Origin of the sequence: Natrinema versiforme JCM 10478 (genome assembly GCF_000337195.1) — an archaeon.
In the GTDB taxonomy this organism is placed as follows: domain Archaea; phylum Halobacteriota; class Halobacteria; order Halobacteriales; family Natrialbaceae; genus Natrinema; species Natrinema versiforme.
On the sequence record NZ_AOID01000001.1, the window covers coordinates 26,314 to 42,624 of the forward strand.

Below are 16,311 nucleotides of genomic sequence, written 5' to 3' on the forward strand. Positions count from 1 at the left end.
CAAAACGCGAGTCGGTGGTTCCGCTAGTTCGAGTCAGCCGATCCCATCTCGCCACCGTTCTGGGGCCACATCGCCCAGACCAGCAGGCCGAGGACGAGCACACCGGCGAGCGCGACCGACTCGAGGACGGATAGTTCGACCCCGAACCACGAGAGCGCCGTCCGGAACTCGACGACGAACGGGACGAGGACGGCGATGACGACTAGCAACGCGCCCGGTGAGATACGCATCTAGGGCATCACCTCTCGGACGGACTCGAGGACGATCGCGGGGTCGATTCCGATGGTCAGCTGGAAGCCCTCGATGCCGGGGCCGAACAGGCCGCCGGCGTCGATGATGCTGGCGAGCGGGAGCGTGTACGCGAAGACCACGAGGACGGTGGCGATCGCGGTCCAGAGCTTGAGGTTGTCGAGGACGACCGGCGCGTCCTCGGGACCCGACAGCGTCCCGGCGTAGGTGTTGTCCGGGATGGCGTCGCTTTCGCCGCCGATGGTGGTCATGACCATGTTCAGGAGGAACAGGGCCAGCGCGATGGTCAGCAGCGCCGCGCCCAGCGCGACCTGTGCGTTGATCTCGCCGACGGTCCCGGCGGCGGGCTCGAAGTTGAAGCCCTGATACTGCGGTTCGGCGGTCCGCCGAGGCATGCCGAACAGCCCGGAGCGGTGCATCGCGTTCGACATGAACGTCATACCGACGAACCAGAGCAGCACCTGTCCCAGCGCGAGCGAGCGGTTCCACAGCTGTTTGCCGGTCACCTGTGGGACGAACCAGTAGGCCGCGGCCATGAACGTCAACGCGACGGCGGTCCCGACGGTGAGGTGGAAGTGACCGACGATCCACCACGTGTTGTGGACGAGGTAGTTGATGTTCATCCCGGCGTTGATCATGCCGGAGAAGCCGGCCGCGGCGAACATCAGGCCCGCAAGCGCCATGCCGGTAAAGACCGGGTCGCGCCACGGCAGGGCCTTGAGCCAGCCCAGATAGCCCGTCCCGCCGCGCTGGCGTGCGCCGTGTTCCATGCTGGCGACGACGGTAAAGGCCGTCAGCAGGCTGGGCAGCAGGAGGAACATCGTGTTCGTCATCGCGATGAACTTGTACCCTTCCGCGATGCCGGGGTCCAGGTACTGGTGGTGGATCCCGGTCGGCGTCGACAGCAGGAGGAAGAGCACGAAGACGACCCGCGCGAGCGGATCGCTGAACAGCTTTCCGCCGGAGAGCTTCGGTAACATGATATACCACATCATGTACGCCGGCATCAGCCAGAAGTAGACGACGGCGTGGCCGAAGTACCAGAACAGCGTTCGGCTCAGCAGCGGGTTGACCGAGTCGACGATCCCCATCGACCACGGCAACAGGAGCACGAGAATCGACAGCGCGACGCCGAGCGTACACAGGTACCAGAACAGCGTCGTCGTCAGCGTCATGAACGTCGGCAACGGGATCCGCTCGTCGGGGTTCTCCCCGCGCCACGCCCACCACGTCCGGAACCAGTCGGCCCCGGCGAGCCACGTCCCGACGACGAACAGCACCAGCCCCACGTAGAACGCCGGATGGGCCTGCAGCGGCGCGTAGAACGTAAAGAGCACGTCCGCCTGCATATCGATCGAATCCACGACGCCGCCGAGGATTGAGACCCCGACCAGCACCGTTCCGACCACCATCATCGCGTACCACGCCCAGCTAAAGCGCAGGTCCTCGAGGCCGCGATCGAGGCTGGTCGTCACCGCCCACGTGAAGATGCCCACGAGGAAGAAGATCGTGAACGTGATCGCCAGCAACACGCCGTGGGCGGTGAGGACGGTGTAGTAGTCGACCGAGTCGATAAAGCGGAGGTAATCGGTTCGGTGGAGCGCCTGCACGAGGCCAAGCGAGCCGCCGATCGCGAGTGCGAGGAAGGAACTCCAGAACGCCGCCGAGATCAGTCGCGCTTCGGAGGGGAACTGGTCGACGTAGGCGTTACGCATCGCCATCACCTCCGTCGGCCGACGCGTTCCCGTCGTCCGCCACGACCGAGAGCGTCCCGCTTTCCTCGTAGTCGTCGACGGTCACGGTCCAGTCGTGGTCGCCCTCGCCGAGGTCGGCGGTGTCGACGGTAAACTCGACTTGCTCGGTGCTGTCGCCGGCCACCGTAACGTCTCGTTCGGACTGTTGTTCGCCGATTTCGAGCGTGGCCGTCGTCTCGAGGTCTTCCTGCATGCCGTTGCTCACGTTCGCGGTGATCGTCGTCTCGTTGCCCGCGTCGACCTCGTCGGGAGCCTCGACGGATAGCTCGGTCAGGTCGAATTCGTCCTCGGGGACGACGTTCAGTTTCCCTTCCATCGTGTGGTGATACTCACCGCAGTACTCGTTACAGAGGATACCGTACTCGCCCGGTTCGTCGAACTGGACGGTCATCTCCGAGACCTGCCCGGGGATGACCATCGTATTGACGTTCGTTCCGACGACCGAGAAGCTGTGTGTCACGTCCCGACTCGTCACGTAGAAGGTTACTTCGCTGTTCGCCGGCACCTCGATTTCCGCCGGACTGTACGACCACGCCTGCGCGACGACGGTGACCTCGTACTCGTTGCCGCCGACGTGTTCGACGCCGGGCTCGGCGAAGCGTTCGTCGTCGTTGATCTCGGCGGGATCGATGCTGCCGGCCTCGTCGTCGATCATCGCGATGCCGGGGCCGACCGCACCGTAGGTAATCGTCGCGATGAAGCCGACGATCAACACCATCGCCGCGGCTAACCACACTTTTTCGTACGTGTGGATATTCATGCCAGCCCCACCCCCAACAGAACGGGCTGGAGCGCCCCGACCACGGTCGGCCCGTTGCCGAGGAACTCCACGAAGTACATGAACAGCCACAGCAGTACCAGTATCAAGAAGTAGATCCCGATAAGGATCGCCGTCCCGACGGGATCATACTCGTCGTGACCGATCTCCCGAACTCGATCGGTCTCCTGCTTTTCTGTTGCCGAAGCCATACGAGTGGGTACGGAAGGGTGTGGACTTACGACCGGTCGTATTTCCCGCCGATTGGGAAATCCGTGGGGTATTAAGCTGTCAGCACGCCCAGTGGAGCGTATGACTCTCGAGTCTGTCACGCCGCGACACGCGGCTGCCATCGGACTGGTCGCCTTCGTTCCGGTACTGGTCTATGCAGTTACGAACTCGGTGCTCGCCGGCGTCGTCAGCGGGATCAACCTCCTGCTCATTTACGGATCGCTGTACGTCGCCATGTCCCCGGTCGAGGGCGGGCACGGTCACGACCACGACGGGAGCGGCACGGCGAGTTGACGGCCGCGCTCTCGATGACAGCCGTTCCCCTCGCGCTCTCATCCGCCGGCCTCGAGAACGCGGACCTGCTCGTCCTCGTCGTCGTCGGCCTGTTCGCGGGCGCACACTGTCTGGGCATGTGCGGCCCGCTGGTGACGACCTATGCCGATCGGATCGGGGCCGCAAGCGAGAAGCGCCGCGAGGACGCCCTTTCGGCCTTCGAAGTCCGCCAGCACGCGCTGTTCAACCTCGGGCGAACGGCGAGTTACGCGGCTATCGGCGGCCTGTTCGGCCTGCTCGGCGCAGCGACCATCGCCTCGAGCGAGACCGTCGGCGCGGTCGGCAACGGCGTCAGGGGGGCGATCGGCATTCTCGTCGGTTTCGCGATTATCGTGAGCGGGAGCTACTACCTGCGGGGGAAAACCTCCGTTCCCGGTCACGGCCTCCCCTTGGTCGGCTCGCTGTTTCGCCGCGTCTCCGGGGCGCTCTCGAGCCGAATCGATCGCCTCGCGACGTCGCCCGGGATCGTCGCGCTCGGCGCGGTTCACGGGTTCATGCCGTGTCCGATCATCTACCCGGCCTACCTCTACGCGTTCGCGCTCGGGTCGCCGACCCGCGGCGCGCTCTCGCTGGCCGCGCTCGGAGTCGGGACGGTACCGACGCTGTTCGCGTACGGCACGATCTTGACCGCGCTCGAGCCCGACACGCGCGTGCGACTTCATCGCGGGCTGGGCGCGGCGTTCATCGTCCTCGGCTACATTCCCCTCTCACACGGACTGATGCTGTACGGGGTTCACCTGCCCCATCCGCCGATCCCGTTCGCACAACTCTAACATGAGCAGAGACCCGCAGCCGACCGCGAACTCGTCTGCACCGACGCCGGAGCCCGCCGTCTCGGCGCGCCCGGCTCCCGAGACGGACCCGGGGGCGGCGACCGACGCCGATACCTGCGACCTCTGTGACCTGCCGACCCCCGCCGATCCGGTCACCGACCCCGACGCCGACGGCTCGTTTTGCTGTCGGGGCTGTCTCGAGGTCGCTCGGACCCTCGAGACGGCCGACAACGCGCCGGACGAATCCGCGTTACAATCTCGGATCGGCCAGCCGGACGGGGACAAGGATCGCAGCCCCGACCTCGCCGATCTCGACGGCGAGGATGCTTTCCTTTCGGTGGAGGGAATGCACTGCTCGACGTGTGAAGCCTTCCTCGAGGCGACCGCGGAGCGCGAGGCGGGAATCCTCGGCGCGACGGCCAGCTACGCGACGGACACGATTCGGATCGCCTACGACCCCGACCGGATTACGGCCGCAGACCTCCCCGACCTCGTCTCCGGCCACGGCTACACCGCGACCGACCGCTCTGCCGACGCCGACGCCGAGGGGACGGACGACAGCGTTGCCGCGCTCTTGCTCGGCGCGTTCTTCGGGATGATGGTGATGGTGTGGTACGTCCTCTTTCTCTACCCGACCTACTTCGGCTACGATCCCGTCGCCGACTTCGGCGGCTACGACGGCGCGTTCCTCGCGGCGAACATCTGGTTGATGACGTCCGTTATCCTGTTCTATACCGGATTCCCCATCCTCCGCGGCGCATTCGTCAGCCTCCGTGCCGGCCGGCCGAACATGGACCTGCTCGTCGCGACGGCCGCGCTGGGATCGTACAGCTACAGCGCGGTCGCGACGGTGCTCGGCCAGTCACACCTCTACTTCGACGTCACCGTCGCGATCGTCCTCGTCGTGACCGCCGGCGGCCACTACGAACGGGCGGTCAAGCGCCGGGCGACCGGTCTCCTCTCCGAGCTGACCGAACGGCAGGTCGACGAGGCCCGACTCGAGGACGGCGAGACGGTGCCACTCGAGGCCGTCGAGCCCGGCGACCGGCTCCTCGTGCGACCGGGCGAGCGGGTGCCCCTCGACGGCGAGATCGCCGAGGGGACCGCCGCGATCGACGAGTCGCTCGTGACCGGCGAGTCCCTCCCCGTCGAGAAGGCGTCCGGCGACTTCGTCCGCGGCGGGACCGTCGTCACCGACGCGCCGATCGTCGTCGAAGTCGGCGCGGAGGCCGAGAGCACGCTCGACCGACTCGTCTCCCTGCTCTGGTCGATCCAGAGCGCCCGGCCCGGCGTCCAGCGGCTCGCGGACAAGCTCGCGACGGTCTTCGTCCCGCTCGTCGTCGCCCTCGCCGTCGGGACCGCGACCGTCTTGCTCGCGACCGGCTCGAGCGCGTCGACGGCCCTGCTGGTCGGCCTGACAGTTATCATCGTCTCCTGTCCCTGCGCGCTCGGGCTGGCGACCCCGCTGGCGATCGCCGCGGGGATTCGGACCGCCGCGGAGCGCGGGATCGTCGTCGCCGCGGAGACGATCTTCGAGGACGCACCGGATGTCGACACTGTCGTCCTCGACAAGACGGGAACGCTCACGACCGGTGCGATGGCCGTCGACGCCGTCCACCCCGTCGATGCGGACGAGACCGGTGCCGACGAACTGCTCTCCTGCGCCGGCGCGGTTGAGGCGCTCTCCGAGCACCCGATCGCGGAAGCCGTCGCCGACGCCGCCTCGGCGTCCGCGCGCGAAGACGCTGCGGCCGATGCCCCCGCAGCCGACAGCCCGACCGCGAGCGACGTCGAAAGCTTCGAGCGCGCTGACCGGGGCGTCAGCGGACTCGTCGACGGCGAGCGTGTCGCCGTCGGCCACCCCGACTTCTGCCGCGAGCGCGGGCTGGCGGTTCCCGCCGCCCTCGAGTCCCGAGTCGACGACATTCGCGCCGCCGGCCGCGTTCCGGTCGCCGTCGGGTGGGACGGGCGGGTCCGCGGCGCGATCGCCGTCGGCGACTCGCGGCGCGAGGACCTCGAAGACGCGCTCGAGACACTGTCCGCGGGCCGCGAGATCGTCGTCCTCACCGGCGACGAGGGGCCGGCGGCCGAGCGGGTCCGCGACCTCGAGGGCGTCGACGAGGTCTTCGCCGGCGTTCCGCCGGAGGCGAAGGCGGAAACCGTCGACCGGCTTCGAGCGCGCGGAACGGTTGCGATGGTCGGCGACGGGAGCAACGACGCGCCCGCGCTGGCCGCCGCGGATGTCGGCATCGCGATGGGTGGCGGGACGAAACTGGCGACGGAGGCGGCCGACGCGGTGATCGTCGACGACGACCTCGCGGCCGTCGCCGAGACGCTCGCTATCGCGACGGGGACCCACCGCCGGATCCGACAGAACCTCGGCTGGGCGTTCGCCTACAACGCGGTCGCGATCCCGCTCGCGGTCGCCGGACTGTTGAACCCGCTCTTTGCCGCCATCGCGATGGCGGCGAGCAGTGCACTCGTCGTCTGTAACTCGGCGCGGTCGATCTGATCGGTCGACCGCCGACCGCGATTTCGTCGGCTGGTCGACGACCGCGGCTTCGGTTCGATCTAGTCGTCCGCCGCGTCGGTCGCGTCCGTCGTATCCGCGCCATCGCCGTCGTCGCTCGTCACGACTCGCTCGACTTCCCGCCGCTCGCCGTTCTCGTAGACGTACGTCGTTCCCTCGTCCTCGTCGTGGGTCCGCCGGTGGCTCCCGTCACAGAACGGAAACGAGTCCGATAGCCCGCACCGACAGACCGCGATATCTCCCTTCTCGTCGTCGATATCCGACGGCTCGAGTTTGCGCGGTCCCGTCTCCTCGAGTTCGACCAGTCGTGTCATCGGGCGTCTCTCCGGTCGCCGACTGTAAAACCGTTCGCTCGCGGCCACGAACGGCCCGCACCGGCCTTTCGAGCGGATCGGTGACACGCACCACCCCTTTCGGGAACGGCAAGGTTCTTGGTTCGGGTCTCGGATATCGAAACGAGAACAGAGATGTCGTTCCACGCCGCGGCAATGCCGACGGCGATCGCGCTCGCGGTCGTCAAGACGCTCGTGCTCATGGTCGGCGGCGTGATCACGTTCTTCGCGTACAAGGCCTACCAGCGCACGCGACAGCCGGCGCTTGGCTACCTCTCGCTCGGATTCGGTCTCGTCACGCTCGGACTGGTACTGGCCGGCATGCTGTACGAACTCCTCGACGTGCCGCTGATGACCGGCGTCTTGCTCGAGAGCCTGTTAGTGCTCGCCGGCTTCCTCGTGATCGCGCGCTCGCTGTATGTCACGTGAGTCGCGCCGGCGACCTCGAGTGAGACCGGGACTGCGGTGCTCCTCGCTTCGATCGGGCCCGTCGGGACGCCTCGACGCGGGATCGCGGGTGACCCAAATCGTTTTGGGAACAGTCGTATGGGTCCGACCGTGATTTATCGGACTACGGCAGGACAGACGGCACTGAACCATGGAGCTCGTCCCTGCCGTCGTACCCCCTTCCCCCTTCCTTCCGTCCTCCTGACGACTGCGCGGCCGATGGCCAGTCATCGTCGTCCGACTCTCGAGTCGACCAGACTCGGCCCGAGCCGCGGCAGTACATTCCGCACCGTAACCACCCACAGGTAAGTAGGCCCCGGCTCGAGTTGGGACTATGCACGCCGATGCCGACGACGCGAGGACGCCCAGCGGTCGCGTTTTGAGTCGCTCCCACCGATCCGCTCCGGCGGGTGATCGGCCATGAGCGGGTCCGACGAGCCCGAGATGGTCGTCGGCGCGGACGCCTTCACTGATCGGGGTGCGGGCCTCGAGGTGGCGGTCGTCGGCGCGGGGGCCGTCGGCGCGACCGCGGCCTACGACCTCGCACGCGAGGGCGCGGACGTGACCCTCTACGATCGCGACACCGTCGCGAGCGGCGCGTCCGGGCGGGCGGCGGGGATCTGCTACGACGCCTTCGCGGACGGACTCGACGCCGAGATCGCCAGCGACGCGATCGAGCGGTTCCGCGCGTTCTCGGGCGACGACACGTTCCCGTTCGTCGAGTGTCCCTACGTCTGGCTCGCCCGCGAGGGCGATGCGGACCGGGCCGACGCCATCCGCGAACAGGTCCGTCGCATGCAGGACAACGAGATCGTCGCCCTCGAGATGGACGCCGACGCGCTCGCCGACCGCTTCCCCGCGTTGCGAACCGACGATGTCGCCGTGGCAGGTATCGCCGGCGCGGCGGGTTACACCGATCCCGCGAAATACACGGCCTGTCTCGCGGCTGCAGCGACCGGTGCCGGTGGGACCCTCGAGACCGAGACGCCGGTCGCGGTGCGGACCGATCCCGCGCGGGTCGTCCACCCCAACGGCGAGGTCCGCGAGGTCGACGCGGTGCTCGTGGCCGCCGGTGCGCGCACGAAGGCGCTGCTCGCGGACGCGGGCATCTCCCTCGCGATGAAACCCTACCGCGTACAGGCGCTCGTCGCGGACGCCACCCTTGCAGAACCGATGTGTTACGACGCGAGCGGTGACTTCTACCTGCGACCCCACGCCGACGGCGTCCTCGCCGGCGACGGCACCGAGGAACGCGAGGCCGATCCCGACGCGTACGATCGCGACGCGGACCCGACGTTCGCCGACGATCTCCTCGAGCGGGTCACACACCGGGTACCGAGGGTCGCGGACGGGGACCTCGAGCGGGCGTGGGCCGGCCTCTGTACGGCGACGCCGGATCGGGATCCGCTGGTCGGGCAGATCGACGAGGGGCTGTACGTCGCGACCGGCTTCCAGGGCCACGGGTTCATGCGCTCGCCGGCGATCGGCGCGCGACTCGCGGAAGAAATACTCGGCGGGGCGGGGATCGACGCTTTCGATCCGACGCGGTTCGACGGCGACGAGTCGTTCGACGTCGTCGAGGGGATGGCCCTCGACCGGGACTGAGCGGTTCGAGTCAGTCCTCGACGGTGACCGGTTCCGTGTCCGTCTCCGTTTCTTGCTCGATAGTTGCGTCGGTCCGACCTTTCGTCTTAGCCTCGGAGTCCGAGTCAGCGTCGCCGTCCGCCTCGAGTCCGTCCGGCGTTCCGGTTCGGCCGGCGTCGTCGACCGCCGAGTCTTTCGGGAGTTCAACGCTCAACGTCCCCGTTTCGCTGAGTCGAGCCGTTCCGGCGTCGGGGTCGACGACGGCGTCGGTCGGGAGTTCGGCTTCGCCGTTCAGTGACATGCCGCGGCCGGGGAACCGCATCTCGTAGCCCTCGCGGAACTGGCGGAACCGGTCGATGCGGATCTTGATGTTCCCCTCGAGATAGCGGACCTGCACGTCGTCCGGTTCGGCACCGGGCGCGTCGAAGACGACGCGATACGAGGTGTCGGTCTCGAGGATATCGACGGGGAGCGATCGGTGGTTCTGGACGCGACCGTTCGCGCGGCCGATCTGACGGTAGAGTGTGCTGCCGACCGATTTTCCGATATCTTTGAGACTCACGGGGTTTCACCTCGGGCGGCGTGTGCGACGCGGGCGGCGGTCGTGGGGACCGAGAGAAGGGCGTGACAGTACATGGCAGAGATGGCCGTACAGACGGCTATGTCAGCCCTGTTCATATCCCTTTCGCCGGGTTCAAAAGAAACGTCTGACGAAGTCGTCAGTTCCCAGTTGGGTCCCGACGGTGTGAGAACGGAGACGGGCACCGGTCAGAGTTCGACCCGCTCGAGACAGTCGGTCCCCCCACAGACCGGACACGACAGTTCCGAGACGCTGAAATCGTCGGGGACGTCGTACGTGTAGTGGTTCTCGAAGATGTCGAGAAAACAGTCCTCGTCGGTACAGACGATTTCTTCCGTCGGCGGCATATCGGCTCTTGGGGGGCCGAACTAATCAACATTGGCTTCACCCACGACGACTGCAGGGACCGACCGCGGTCCGGGTATCCGTCTGCCGACCGGTTGTTTGGACGCGTTTGTCCCTACCCATATGGCGCGCTCGGCTAACCTCTTCGACATGTCCGACTCAGTTAGCCCGCCACTCGAGCGAAACCCGGCCGACGGAACGTATCACGTTTCCCGGGAGTGGACGGCGTCGCAATCGACGACGGTCGCCATCGTCACCGTCATCGACGCCATCCCCGCTCTCGAGTTCGCCGAAACCGAGACCGTCCACGATCGGGTCGACCCGGACGCGCTAGATGCGCTGTTCGAACCGACCGCTGCCGGCCCGCGCCCGGCCGGTAGTTGCATTCGGATCCCCTTCCGGAGCTTCACCGTCGTCGTCCACAGCGACGGCGAACTCGTCGTTCGGCCGGCATCGCTCGAGACGGCGGAGCAGTGACACGCTCAGTCCGCGGACGCCGACTCTCGGCGCTCGAGACTGCGTTCGACGCCGGGGACGAGCCGGGTGATGACCGCCGACCCGTCGCGGTCCCTGACGACGAGTCCGTTGTCCGCGAGCGTCGAGAGGTGGTGGGTCACCGTACTCGGGTCCCGGTCGAGTTCGTCCGCCAGCGCCGTCGTCTGTGCCGGCCCGTGCTCGGCCAGCGTCTCGAGTATCCGACGGGTCGCCGGCTTCTCGAGCGCCGTCCGGAGTGCGATATCGATCTCGTCGGTCGTATCCGCGCGACGGTAACAGCGCTTCCCACGGACTTTCTCCGAGTCGATCAGACCCTCCTCCTCGAGAATCCGGAGGTGGTGTCGGACCGTCGACAGCGACGCGTCGGTCGCCGCCGCGACCGCGGAGAGGTTGATCCCCGGCTCGTCCGCGATCGTTCGATAGAGCTCCCGCCGGGAGTCGTGCTCAAGCGGATCGGAGTCGTCGAACCGGCTGTAGCGGAACAGCCCGCCGAGGTATCGCCACCCGCCGTCGGAGCCCGCCCGCTCGAGGGTGGTCGCCGCCATGCGAACCGTCCCCTGCAGCGACGATGACTGCCCGACGACGACCGTCGCGGTGCCGACCGACGACGCGTTGGCGGCCGCCGCAGTGAGCAGGGTCGCGAGCGCGATGCTGGCACCTTCACCCGGCCCTGACGACTCGTCGGGGTCGGATTCGGTCTCAGCGTCGGTCGCGTCCCCGCCGTCCGCGGTCACGGCAGTGCCGTTTCCACCCCCATCACCCGCCGTCGGCCCCCCGCGGCCGTTGTCGGGATCGGATTCGGTCCCGTCACTCGAGTTGGCCGAATCCGCGGGCTCGGTGGCGTTTGCCGAGTCATCGGCGCCGTCCGGCGTGTCCGAGTGATCGGAATCGTCAGGGTCGTCCGGATCATCCGGATCGTCGGAATCATCAGCGTCGTTCGGATCGTCAGGGTCGTCAGGGTCATCCGGATCGTCGGGATCATCAGCGTCGTCAGGATCGTCCGTATCGGCTGGATCGTTCGAGTCACTGGTATCGCTCGTATCAGCCGGGTCGTCCGAGTCACTGGTATCGCTCGTATCCGCGGGGTCGGTAGAGTCGTCCGTGTCGTTCGGGTCGTCGGGATCATCCTGACTGCCGGAACTGGTCGTATTGTCCGTCTCGGTTGTCCCATCAGAACCGTCGGAACCGGTCGTCTCGTTCGTCTCGGTCGTCCCATCCGTATCATCGAGATCATCCGGGTCGTCGGGGTCGTCGGGATCGTCAGGGTCGTCAGGGTCATCGGGATCGTCCGGGTCATCGGAGTCGTTCTGTACTGCGAGTACCGACTGGGTTGCACTCGAGTCGGCTGTCACTGTCTCATGTTCGGGACCGGTGGTGACCGTTGCCGCGGCTCCGGCGGTGAACGCCGTCGCGACGAGTGCGACGACGAGACTCGCACACAGCATCGTGCGCACGGTCGTCTTCCGGGTCATGAGCTCGAGGTATCGATCGTGACGGACTCGCGATCGTCAGTGCAGCAGGCCGGGTTGTCTGGGATCGACCGACCGAGCGCTGTGGCTCGGCGCGTACCAGTCGGAGGGCCGGATTGACGCGGTTTCTCGCAGCTATTCACGATAATTGAAGGCTTCATCCATTAAATTACTGCAGTCGCTCCCACGAGTCGGCGGGCCGGCAGCGTCGGACTCGCAGCGATCGATCGACGGCGTGTAGTCACCGTTTTATCGCTCGAGGCGCTACCGGGAGCCATGACTGACCCCGAGACGCTGTCGGTGACGATCGTCGACGGCTACGTCGACGAGCCCGCTCACTTCGGGGTGCCGCCGTACATCTCGACGTATCCGCGGTACGCGGCGGGTGCGCTCGTCGACGCGGGCGTCCCGCGCGAACAGATCACGTATCACACGATCGATCGGCTCCGCGACGAGCCCGACTACTGGCGGGATGTCGACGAGGCCGACCTTATGATCTATCTCGGCGGCATGACCGTTCCCGGCAAGTACGTCGGCGGGACGCCCGCCGAACCCGACGAGGTCCGCAAACTCGCGTGGACCGCCAACGGCACGAGCCTGATGGGCGGCCCCGTCAAGTTCGGTGTCGGCGACGAAAACGCCGGCGCGACGGAGACCGAACGGCAGGATCTGGACTTCGATTTCGTCGCCAAAGGCGACGTCGAGGCCGCCGTCTACGATCTGGTCGAGAGCGGCCTCGAGGGCTTCAACAACCGGATGCGTGACCTCGACGAGGTGTCGCGGTGGGCCCGAGAAGGCGCGTTCATCGTCGAACAGCATCCCAACCACCCGGAGTATCTCATCTGCGAACTCGAGACCTCCCGCGGTTGCGCGTATCGCTGCTCGTTCTGTACGGAACCGCTCTACGGCAACCCAGAGTTCCGGCCGCCGCCGACGGTCGTCGGCGAGGTCGACGCCCTCTCGAACTACGGGGTGAAACACTTCCGAATCGGTCGGCAGGCCGACATCCTCGCTTACGGTGGCGATGGCGAGGCCCCCAATCCCGACGCCCTGCGCCAGCTCTACAGCGGCATCCGCGAGGTCGCGCCCGATCTCGAGACGTTGCACCTGGACAATATGAACCCCATCACGATCGTGGAGTGGCCCGAGCAGAGCCGCGAGGGGATCCGGATCATCGCCGAGCACAACACGCCCGGCGACACGGCCGCCTTCGGCCTCGAGTCGGCAGACCCGGTCGTCCAGGAGGAGAACAACCTGAACGTCACCGCCGAGGAGTGTTTCGAGGCGGTTCGAATCGTCAACGAGGAAGCGGGGTGGCGACCTGACGGCGACAGGGACTCGGCACCGAACTTCGGCGACGATACATCGCGTCGCCTGCCGAAGCTCCTCCCCGGAATCAATCTCCTCCACGGGCTCAAAGGCGAGCGCGAGGAGACCTACGAACGCAACCGCAAGTTCCTCCAGCGGGTCTACGACGAGGGCTACATGCTCCGCCGGATCAACATCCGGCAGGTGATGGCCTTCGACGGCACCGACATGTCCGACACCGGGGCCGAGATCGCCAGAGACCACAAGAAGCTGTTCAAACAGTACAAACAGCAGGTCCGCGAGGAGATCGACAACCCGATGCTCGAGCGGGTCGCCCCGCCCGGGACCGTTCTCCGAAACGTCCACCTCGAGTACCATCAGGACGGTAAGACATTCGGCCGCCAGCTCGGCACCTACCCGCTGCTGGTCGGCATCCCGGGCGAGCGCGAACTCGGCCGGACGATCGATGTCGCCGTCGTCGACCACGGCTACCGCTCGGTGACCGGCGTCCCTTACCCGCTCGATCTCAACGCGGCTTCGATGGACGAACTCACAGCCATCCCCGGCATCGGCGACAGCACGGCCGGCGACATCGTCGTCAACCGGCCCTACGAGGCAATCGCCGATGCCGATCTCGGGACCGAGTTCGATCTCTCCCAGTTCATGACGACGCGGCCGCTCGAGCCGGCAGACTAAGCCCAACATCTAATCGGACGGCTACCCCGTAACCGACCGTGGCGGTGCCCGTTCGCGCGATCCCAAGAGGATTTCCCCGTCAATCGACGGCTCGGTGTCGGTAGTTCTATTATGGAGGGGAATCAGAGGTGAAATCGAGGGTCTGCCTGTGGAAATATCTGAAAAGCTGCTGTGTCTGTTCAGTACGGACGTTTCGGAAGAGGAGGATCGATACGTCATCGAGGTACCCCGCCAAGAGGTCGAGACCGGCGACATCGACCCGGGCGAGGTCTACCGCGTCGCGCTCATCTCGCGCGAGGATGAGGTCGCAAGCGACGACGACGCCTCGACGACGGCCACACCCCAGAGCGCGCCATCGGAGCCGCAGCCGCCGGTCGACGTCGGCGAAACGCGCTATGTCGAGATCGAAGATATCGGCAAACAGGGCGATGGCATCGCCCGCGTCGAACGCGGCTACGTCATCATCGTTCCCGGTGCCGATGTCGGCGAGCGTGTCAAGATCGAAGTCACCGAGGTCAAGTCGAACTTCGCCGTCGGCGAGATCATCGAAGACACGTTCTAGAAACGACCTTTTTTGCCGGGGACATCGGCCGGCGTCGAAGACGCCGGCCTCAATCCCCAGCAAAAAATCTCGACCAAAAAAGGCCGAGCGCTCGCTCCGCTCGCGCTCGGTGAAACGGCGCGCTCCGCGCGCCGTACAGGACCGCCACTAAGAGTTTTCATCGCTTGAACCACGGCGATTCCGCCCCGGTTCACTCCTCGAGCGGCGTCCCGTCGATCCGCTTTGGGCCTTCGGAGTCGTGGACGACGACCTCGCCGGGGGCCGGACTGGCGGGTTCGTACTCGTCTCGAACGGCGATGGCCTCCTCGAGTTCTCGGACCGCCCGCTCTTTCAGCGCTCGAGCTAAGTCCTCGGCGTCGTCGCGCGAGATGTCGCGCCCGAGTCCCTCGCACTCGTGGGCGCGAACCACGCCCGCCTCGTCGACCGCTTCGCCCATCGGCTGGCTGGTGCCCGAAAGCGCCACGCTGAACGGATAGGTCTGACAGATCAGCGGCCGGTCACCGTGTGCGGTACACGCACCCGTGCCCGAGTCGTCTTCCTCGTAGAAGGTACAGTCGCCGCAGTCGTCGGTCTGGAGGGCCCACTCGAAGGTCTCGCCCTCGAGGTCGCCGGCCTCGTTCTCCGAGAGTCCGTAGGGCATGGGCCGGGCGATGTCGCGCCAGTCGTAGTCGCCGTCGTACTCGTCGCTTTCCTCGAGGTCACGCACTTCGTCCGGGAACACCGTCGCGGTGTGGTCGTCCTCGGCCTCGCCCGTACAGCAGGCTCCACAGCGGGTACACTCGAAGCCGATCGACTCGATTGCGTCCGCGAGGTCGTCGATGGCGAGTCGGCGGGCGTCCTCGAGTTCGGCGTCGAGCGATTGCACACCACAGTGGACGCGGTCGACGCGGAAAAGTCAGTCGTCCGCGCCCGCAGCCGCTTTCGCTGTCGCTCGCTCGCCGTCCCACTCGACCCGCCCCTCGACGGCGAGTTTCTCGAGGTGGGCGGCGACCGTCGCTTGCGCCAGGTCGCGCACCCCCGAGAGGTCCTTTTCGTAGGCCGCTTCGAGGATCTCCTCGAGGGTCTCGGATCCGTCGGTGACGGCCTCGAGCACCCGCGCTTCGCGCTCGGCGCGATGAGAGAGCAGGCGCTCGAGGGTTGCACGGGGTGCGTCGATTTCGGGGCCGTGGCCGGGAGACAGTGTGGGCGGATTGATCGCCCACAGTCGTCGCAGGGTCGTCACGTACGCGCGCATATCACCCTCGGGCGCGCCGACGACGACGCTCCCCTCGCGGACGGCGCAGTCGCCACAGCAGATCGGGCCGCCGCGGCCGGCCTCGAGTGCGACGTGGTCCGGAGCGTGGCCCGGCGCGTCGAGGACGCGAACGCGCTCGTCGCCGAGCGGAATCGTCGTCCCCGGGGTGAACGTGCGGTCCGGCTCACAGCCCGTCGCGTCGCGAAACCGGTCGGTCCGACCGTAGCGGGCCCAGACCGTCGCGTCGGTTTCCGCGGCGTAGGCGGCGACGGCACCGACGTGGTCGGGATGGGTATGGGTGACGAGGATGTGTTCGACGGCGTGGTCGCGGACCAGCCGGTCGAGGCCGTCGGTGCGCGCCGCGGGATCGACGAGAACTGCCGGCTCGGGATCGGAGTCGGAGCGTTGGCGTCCTCCGTCGGGAGTCGTCGCCGTCGATGGTCGGAGCAGATAGGCGTTGGTTTCGCCGCCGGGGGCGCGCGTCGCGACTGGGAGCGACCGGGAAACGAGATCCATACGTCGACATGCGACCGAGCGAAAAAGTGAATATCGACGGCCCCGGTCCCCCCGTGACCGTGACGACTGCGTCGCACCCGCCGCGAGACGCGATCGATTCGTCGCTGAATCGGTTC

At 66.9% G+C, this 16,311-nt stretch carries 18 protein-coding genes; 8 read left to right on the forward strand and 10 right to left on the reverse strand.

The window, feature by feature from the left end; translation table 11 throughout:
- Positions 1–23: 23 nt before the first annotated feature.
- Genes C489_RS00165 through C489_RS00180 form a run of 4 tightly spaced genes read right to left on the reverse strand, consistent with a single transcriptional unit; the run spans position 24 to position 2,972 of the window.
- Positions 24–230 carry a hypothetical protein gene (locus tag C489_RS00165; RefSeq protein ID WP_006429045.1) on the reverse strand — a complete coding sequence of 69 codons (207 nt, stop codon included), beginning with the start codon at positions 228–230 and terminating at the stop codon, positions 24–26.
- Complete coding sequence (locus C489_RS00170; RefSeq protein ID WP_006429046.1) at positions 231–1,970, reverse strand: b(o/a)3-type cytochrome-c oxidase subunit 1; 1,740 nt, start codon at positions 1,968–1,970, stop codon at positions 231–233.
- Positions 1,957–2,763, reverse strand: coding sequence for a cytochrome c oxidase subunit II (locus C489_RS00175; RefSeq protein WP_006429047.1), 807 nt, complete (start codon positions 2,761–2,763; stop codon positions 1,957–1,959). The genes C489_RS00170 and C489_RS00175 overlap by 14 nt, the downstream gene beginning before the upstream one ends.
- Positions 2,760–2,972: a hypothetical protein gene (locus C489_RS00180; protein WP_006429048.1), complete on the reverse strand. Its 213-nt coding sequence runs from the start codon at positions 2,970–2,972 to the stop codon at positions 2,760–2,762. Before C489_RS00180 ends, C489_RS00175 begins: the two co-directional genes overlap by 4 nt.
- 100 nt (positions 2,973–3,072) lie before the next feature.
- Here C489_RS00180 and C489_RS00185 point away from each other — a divergent pair, with 100 nt between their 5' ends.
- From C489_RS00185 to C489_RS00195, 3 genes are read left to right on the forward strand one after another with little or no spacing between them, the layout of a single operon-like run.
- Positions 3,073–3,285: a hypothetical protein gene (locus C489_RS00185; RefSeq protein ID WP_006429049.1), complete on the forward strand. Its 213-nt coding sequence runs from the start codon at positions 3,073–3,075 to the stop codon at positions 3,283–3,285.
- A 14-nt stretch (positions 3,286–3,299) separates the two neighbouring features.
- A complete protein-coding gene (locus C489_RS00190; protein ID WP_049890465.1) occupies positions 3,300–4,097 on the forward strand; it encodes a sulfite exporter TauE/SafE family protein in 798 nt (265 codons plus the stop codon).
- A 1-nt stretch (position 4,098) separates the two neighbouring features.
- A complete protein-coding gene (locus C489_RS00195; protein WP_006429051.1) occupies positions 4,099–6,609 on the forward strand; it encodes a heavy metal translocating P-type ATPase in 2,511 nt (836 codons plus the stop codon).
- Positions 6,610–6,668: 59 nt separating this feature from the next.
- Here C489_RS00195 and C489_RS00200 read toward each other — a convergent pair whose 3' ends face one another.
- The gene (locus C489_RS00200; RefSeq protein ID WP_006429052.1) at positions 6,669–6,941 is read right to left on the reverse strand and encodes a CDGSH iron-sulfur domain-containing protein; all 273 of its coding nucleotides are present in this window, start codon (positions 6,939–6,941) and stop codon (positions 6,669–6,671) included.
- Positions 6,942–7,094: 153 nt separating this feature from the next.
- Between C489_RS00200 and C489_RS00205 the strand changes: the two genes are divergently transcribed.
- Positions 7,095–7,388: a DUF7521 family protein gene (locus tag C489_RS00205; protein WP_006429053.1), complete on the forward strand. Its 294-nt coding sequence runs from the start codon at positions 7,095–7,097 to the stop codon at positions 7,386–7,388.
- A gap of 438 nt (positions 7,389–7,826) precedes the next feature.
- Positions 7,827–9,011, forward strand: coding sequence for an NAD(P)/FAD-dependent oxidoreductase (locus C489_RS00210; RefSeq protein ID WP_006429054.1), 1,185 nt, complete (start codon positions 7,827–7,829; stop codon positions 9,009–9,011).
- A 10-nt stretch (positions 9,012–9,021) separates the two neighbouring features.
- Here C489_RS00210 and C489_RS00215 read toward each other — a convergent pair whose 3' ends face one another.
- A complete protein-coding gene (locus tag C489_RS00215) occupies positions 9,022–9,552 on the reverse strand; it encodes an Hsp20/alpha crystallin family protein (RefSeq protein ID WP_006429055.1) in 531 nt (176 codons plus the stop codon).
- Between the two features lie 206 nt (positions 9,553–9,758).
- A complete protein-coding gene (locus tag C489_RS21995; protein ID WP_006429056.1) occupies positions 9,759–9,917 on the reverse strand; it encodes a DUF7559 family protein in 159 nt (52 codons plus the stop codon).
- A gap of 148 nt (positions 9,918–10,065) precedes the next feature.
- Between C489_RS21995 and C489_RS00220 the strand changes: the two genes are divergently transcribed.
- The gene (locus C489_RS00220) at positions 10,066–10,392 is read left to right on the forward strand and encodes a HalOD1 output domain-containing protein (protein ID WP_152423076.1); all 327 of its coding nucleotides are present in this window, start codon (positions 10,066–10,068) and stop codon (positions 10,390–10,392) included.
- 5 nt (positions 10,393–10,397) lie between these two features.
- Here C489_RS00220 and C489_RS00225 read toward each other — a convergent pair whose 3' ends face one another.
- On the reverse strand, positions 10,398–11,882 hold the full coding sequence (locus C489_RS00225) for a winged helix-turn-helix transcriptional regulator (RefSeq protein WP_006429058.1): 1,485 nt from the start codon (positions 11,880–11,882) through the stop codon (positions 10,398–10,400).
- Between the two features lie 273 nt (positions 11,883–12,155).
- Between C489_RS00225 and C489_RS00230 the strand changes: the two genes are divergently transcribed.
- Together C489_RS00230 and C489_RS00235 are read left to right on the forward strand one after the other, a co-directional pair.
- Entirely contained in the window at positions 12,156–13,883 is a 1,728-nt protein-coding gene (locus tag C489_RS00230) for a radical SAM protein (protein ID WP_006429059.1), read from the forward strand.
- 148 nt (positions 13,884–14,031) lie between these two features.
- A complete protein-coding gene (locus C489_RS00235; RefSeq protein WP_006429060.1) occupies positions 14,032–14,445 on the forward strand; it encodes a TRAM domain-containing protein in 414 nt (137 codons plus the stop codon).
- Between the two features lie 190 nt (positions 14,446–14,635).
- Here the strand turns inward: C489_RS00235 and C489_RS00240 are convergent, their stop codons facing one another.
- Together C489_RS00240 and C489_RS00245 are read right to left on the reverse strand one after the other, a co-directional pair.
- Complete coding sequence (locus tag C489_RS00240) at positions 14,636–15,310, reverse strand: YkgJ family cysteine cluster protein (protein WP_006429061.1); 675 nt, start codon at positions 15,308–15,310, stop codon at positions 14,636–14,638.
- Between the two features lie 30 nt (positions 15,311–15,340).
- Positions 15,341–16,195 (reverse strand): MBL fold metallo-hydrolase, encoded by an 855-nt coding sequence (locus tag C489_RS00245; protein ID WP_006429062.1) that lies wholly within the window; start codon positions 16,193–16,195, stop codon positions 15,341–15,343.
- Positions 16,196–16,311: the final 116 nt, after the last annotated feature.

Excerpts from the sequence above, each read along its gene's own strand:
- C489_RS00170 (WP_006429046.1), bottom strand. The coding sequence starts at position 1,970 with ATGGCGATGCGTAACGCCTACGTCGACCAGTTCCCCTCCGAAGCGCGA.
- C489_RS00200 (WP_006429052.1), bottom strand. The coding sequence starts at position 6,941 with ATGACACGACTGGTCGAACTCGAGGAGACGGGACCGCGCAAACTCGAG.
- C489_RS00185 (WP_006429049.1), top strand. The coding sequence starts at position 3,073 with ATGACTCTCGAGTCTGTCACGCCGCGACACGCGGCTGCCATCGGACTG.
- C489_RS00180 (WP_006429048.1), bottom strand. The coding sequence starts at position 2,972 with ATGGCTTCGGCAACAGAAAAGCAGGAGACCGATCGAGTTCGGGAGATC.
- C489_RS21995 (WP_006429056.1), bottom strand. The coding sequence starts at position 9,917 with ATGCCGCCGACGGAAGAAATCGTCTGTACCGACGAGGACTGTTTTCTC.
- C489_RS00245 (WP_006429062.1), bottom strand. The coding sequence starts at position 16,195 with ATGGATCTCGTTTCCCGGTCGCTCCCAGTCGCGACGCGCGCCCCCGGC.
- C489_RS00210 (WP_006429054.1), top strand. The coding sequence starts at position 7,827 with ATGAGCGGGTCCGACGAGCCCGAGATGGTCGTCGGCGCGGACGCCTTC.
- C489_RS00175 (WP_006429047.1), bottom strand. The coding sequence starts at position 2,763 with ATGAATATCCACACGTACGAAAAAGTGTGGTTAGCCGCGGCGATGGTG.
- C489_RS00230 (WP_006429059.1), top strand. The coding sequence starts at position 12,156 with ATGACTGACCCCGAGACGCTGTCGGTGACGATCGTCGACGGCTACGTC.
- C489_RS00190 (WP_049890465.1), top strand. The coding sequence starts at position 3,300 with ATGACAGCCGTTCCCCTCGCGCTCTCATCCGCCGGCCTCGAGAACGCG.
- C489_RS00220 (WP_152423076.1), top strand. The coding sequence starts at position 10,066 with ATGTCCGACTCAGTTAGCCCGCCACTCGAGCGAAACCCGGCCGACGGA.
- C489_RS00205 (WP_006429053.1), top strand. The coding sequence starts at position 7,095 with ATGTCGTTCCACGCCGCGGCAATGCCGACGGCGATCGCGCTCGCGGTC.
- C489_RS00165 (WP_006429045.1), bottom strand. The coding sequence starts at position 230 with ATGCGTATCTCACCGGGCGCGTTGCTAGTCGTCATCGCCGTCCTCGTC.
- C489_RS00225 (WP_006429058.1), bottom strand. The coding sequence starts at position 11,882 with ATGACCCGGAAGACGACCGTGCGCACGATGCTGTGTGCGAGTCTCGTC.
- C489_RS00195 (WP_006429051.1), top strand. The coding sequence starts at position 4,099 with ATGAGCAGAGACCCGCAGCCGACCGCGAACTCGTCTGCACCGACGCCG.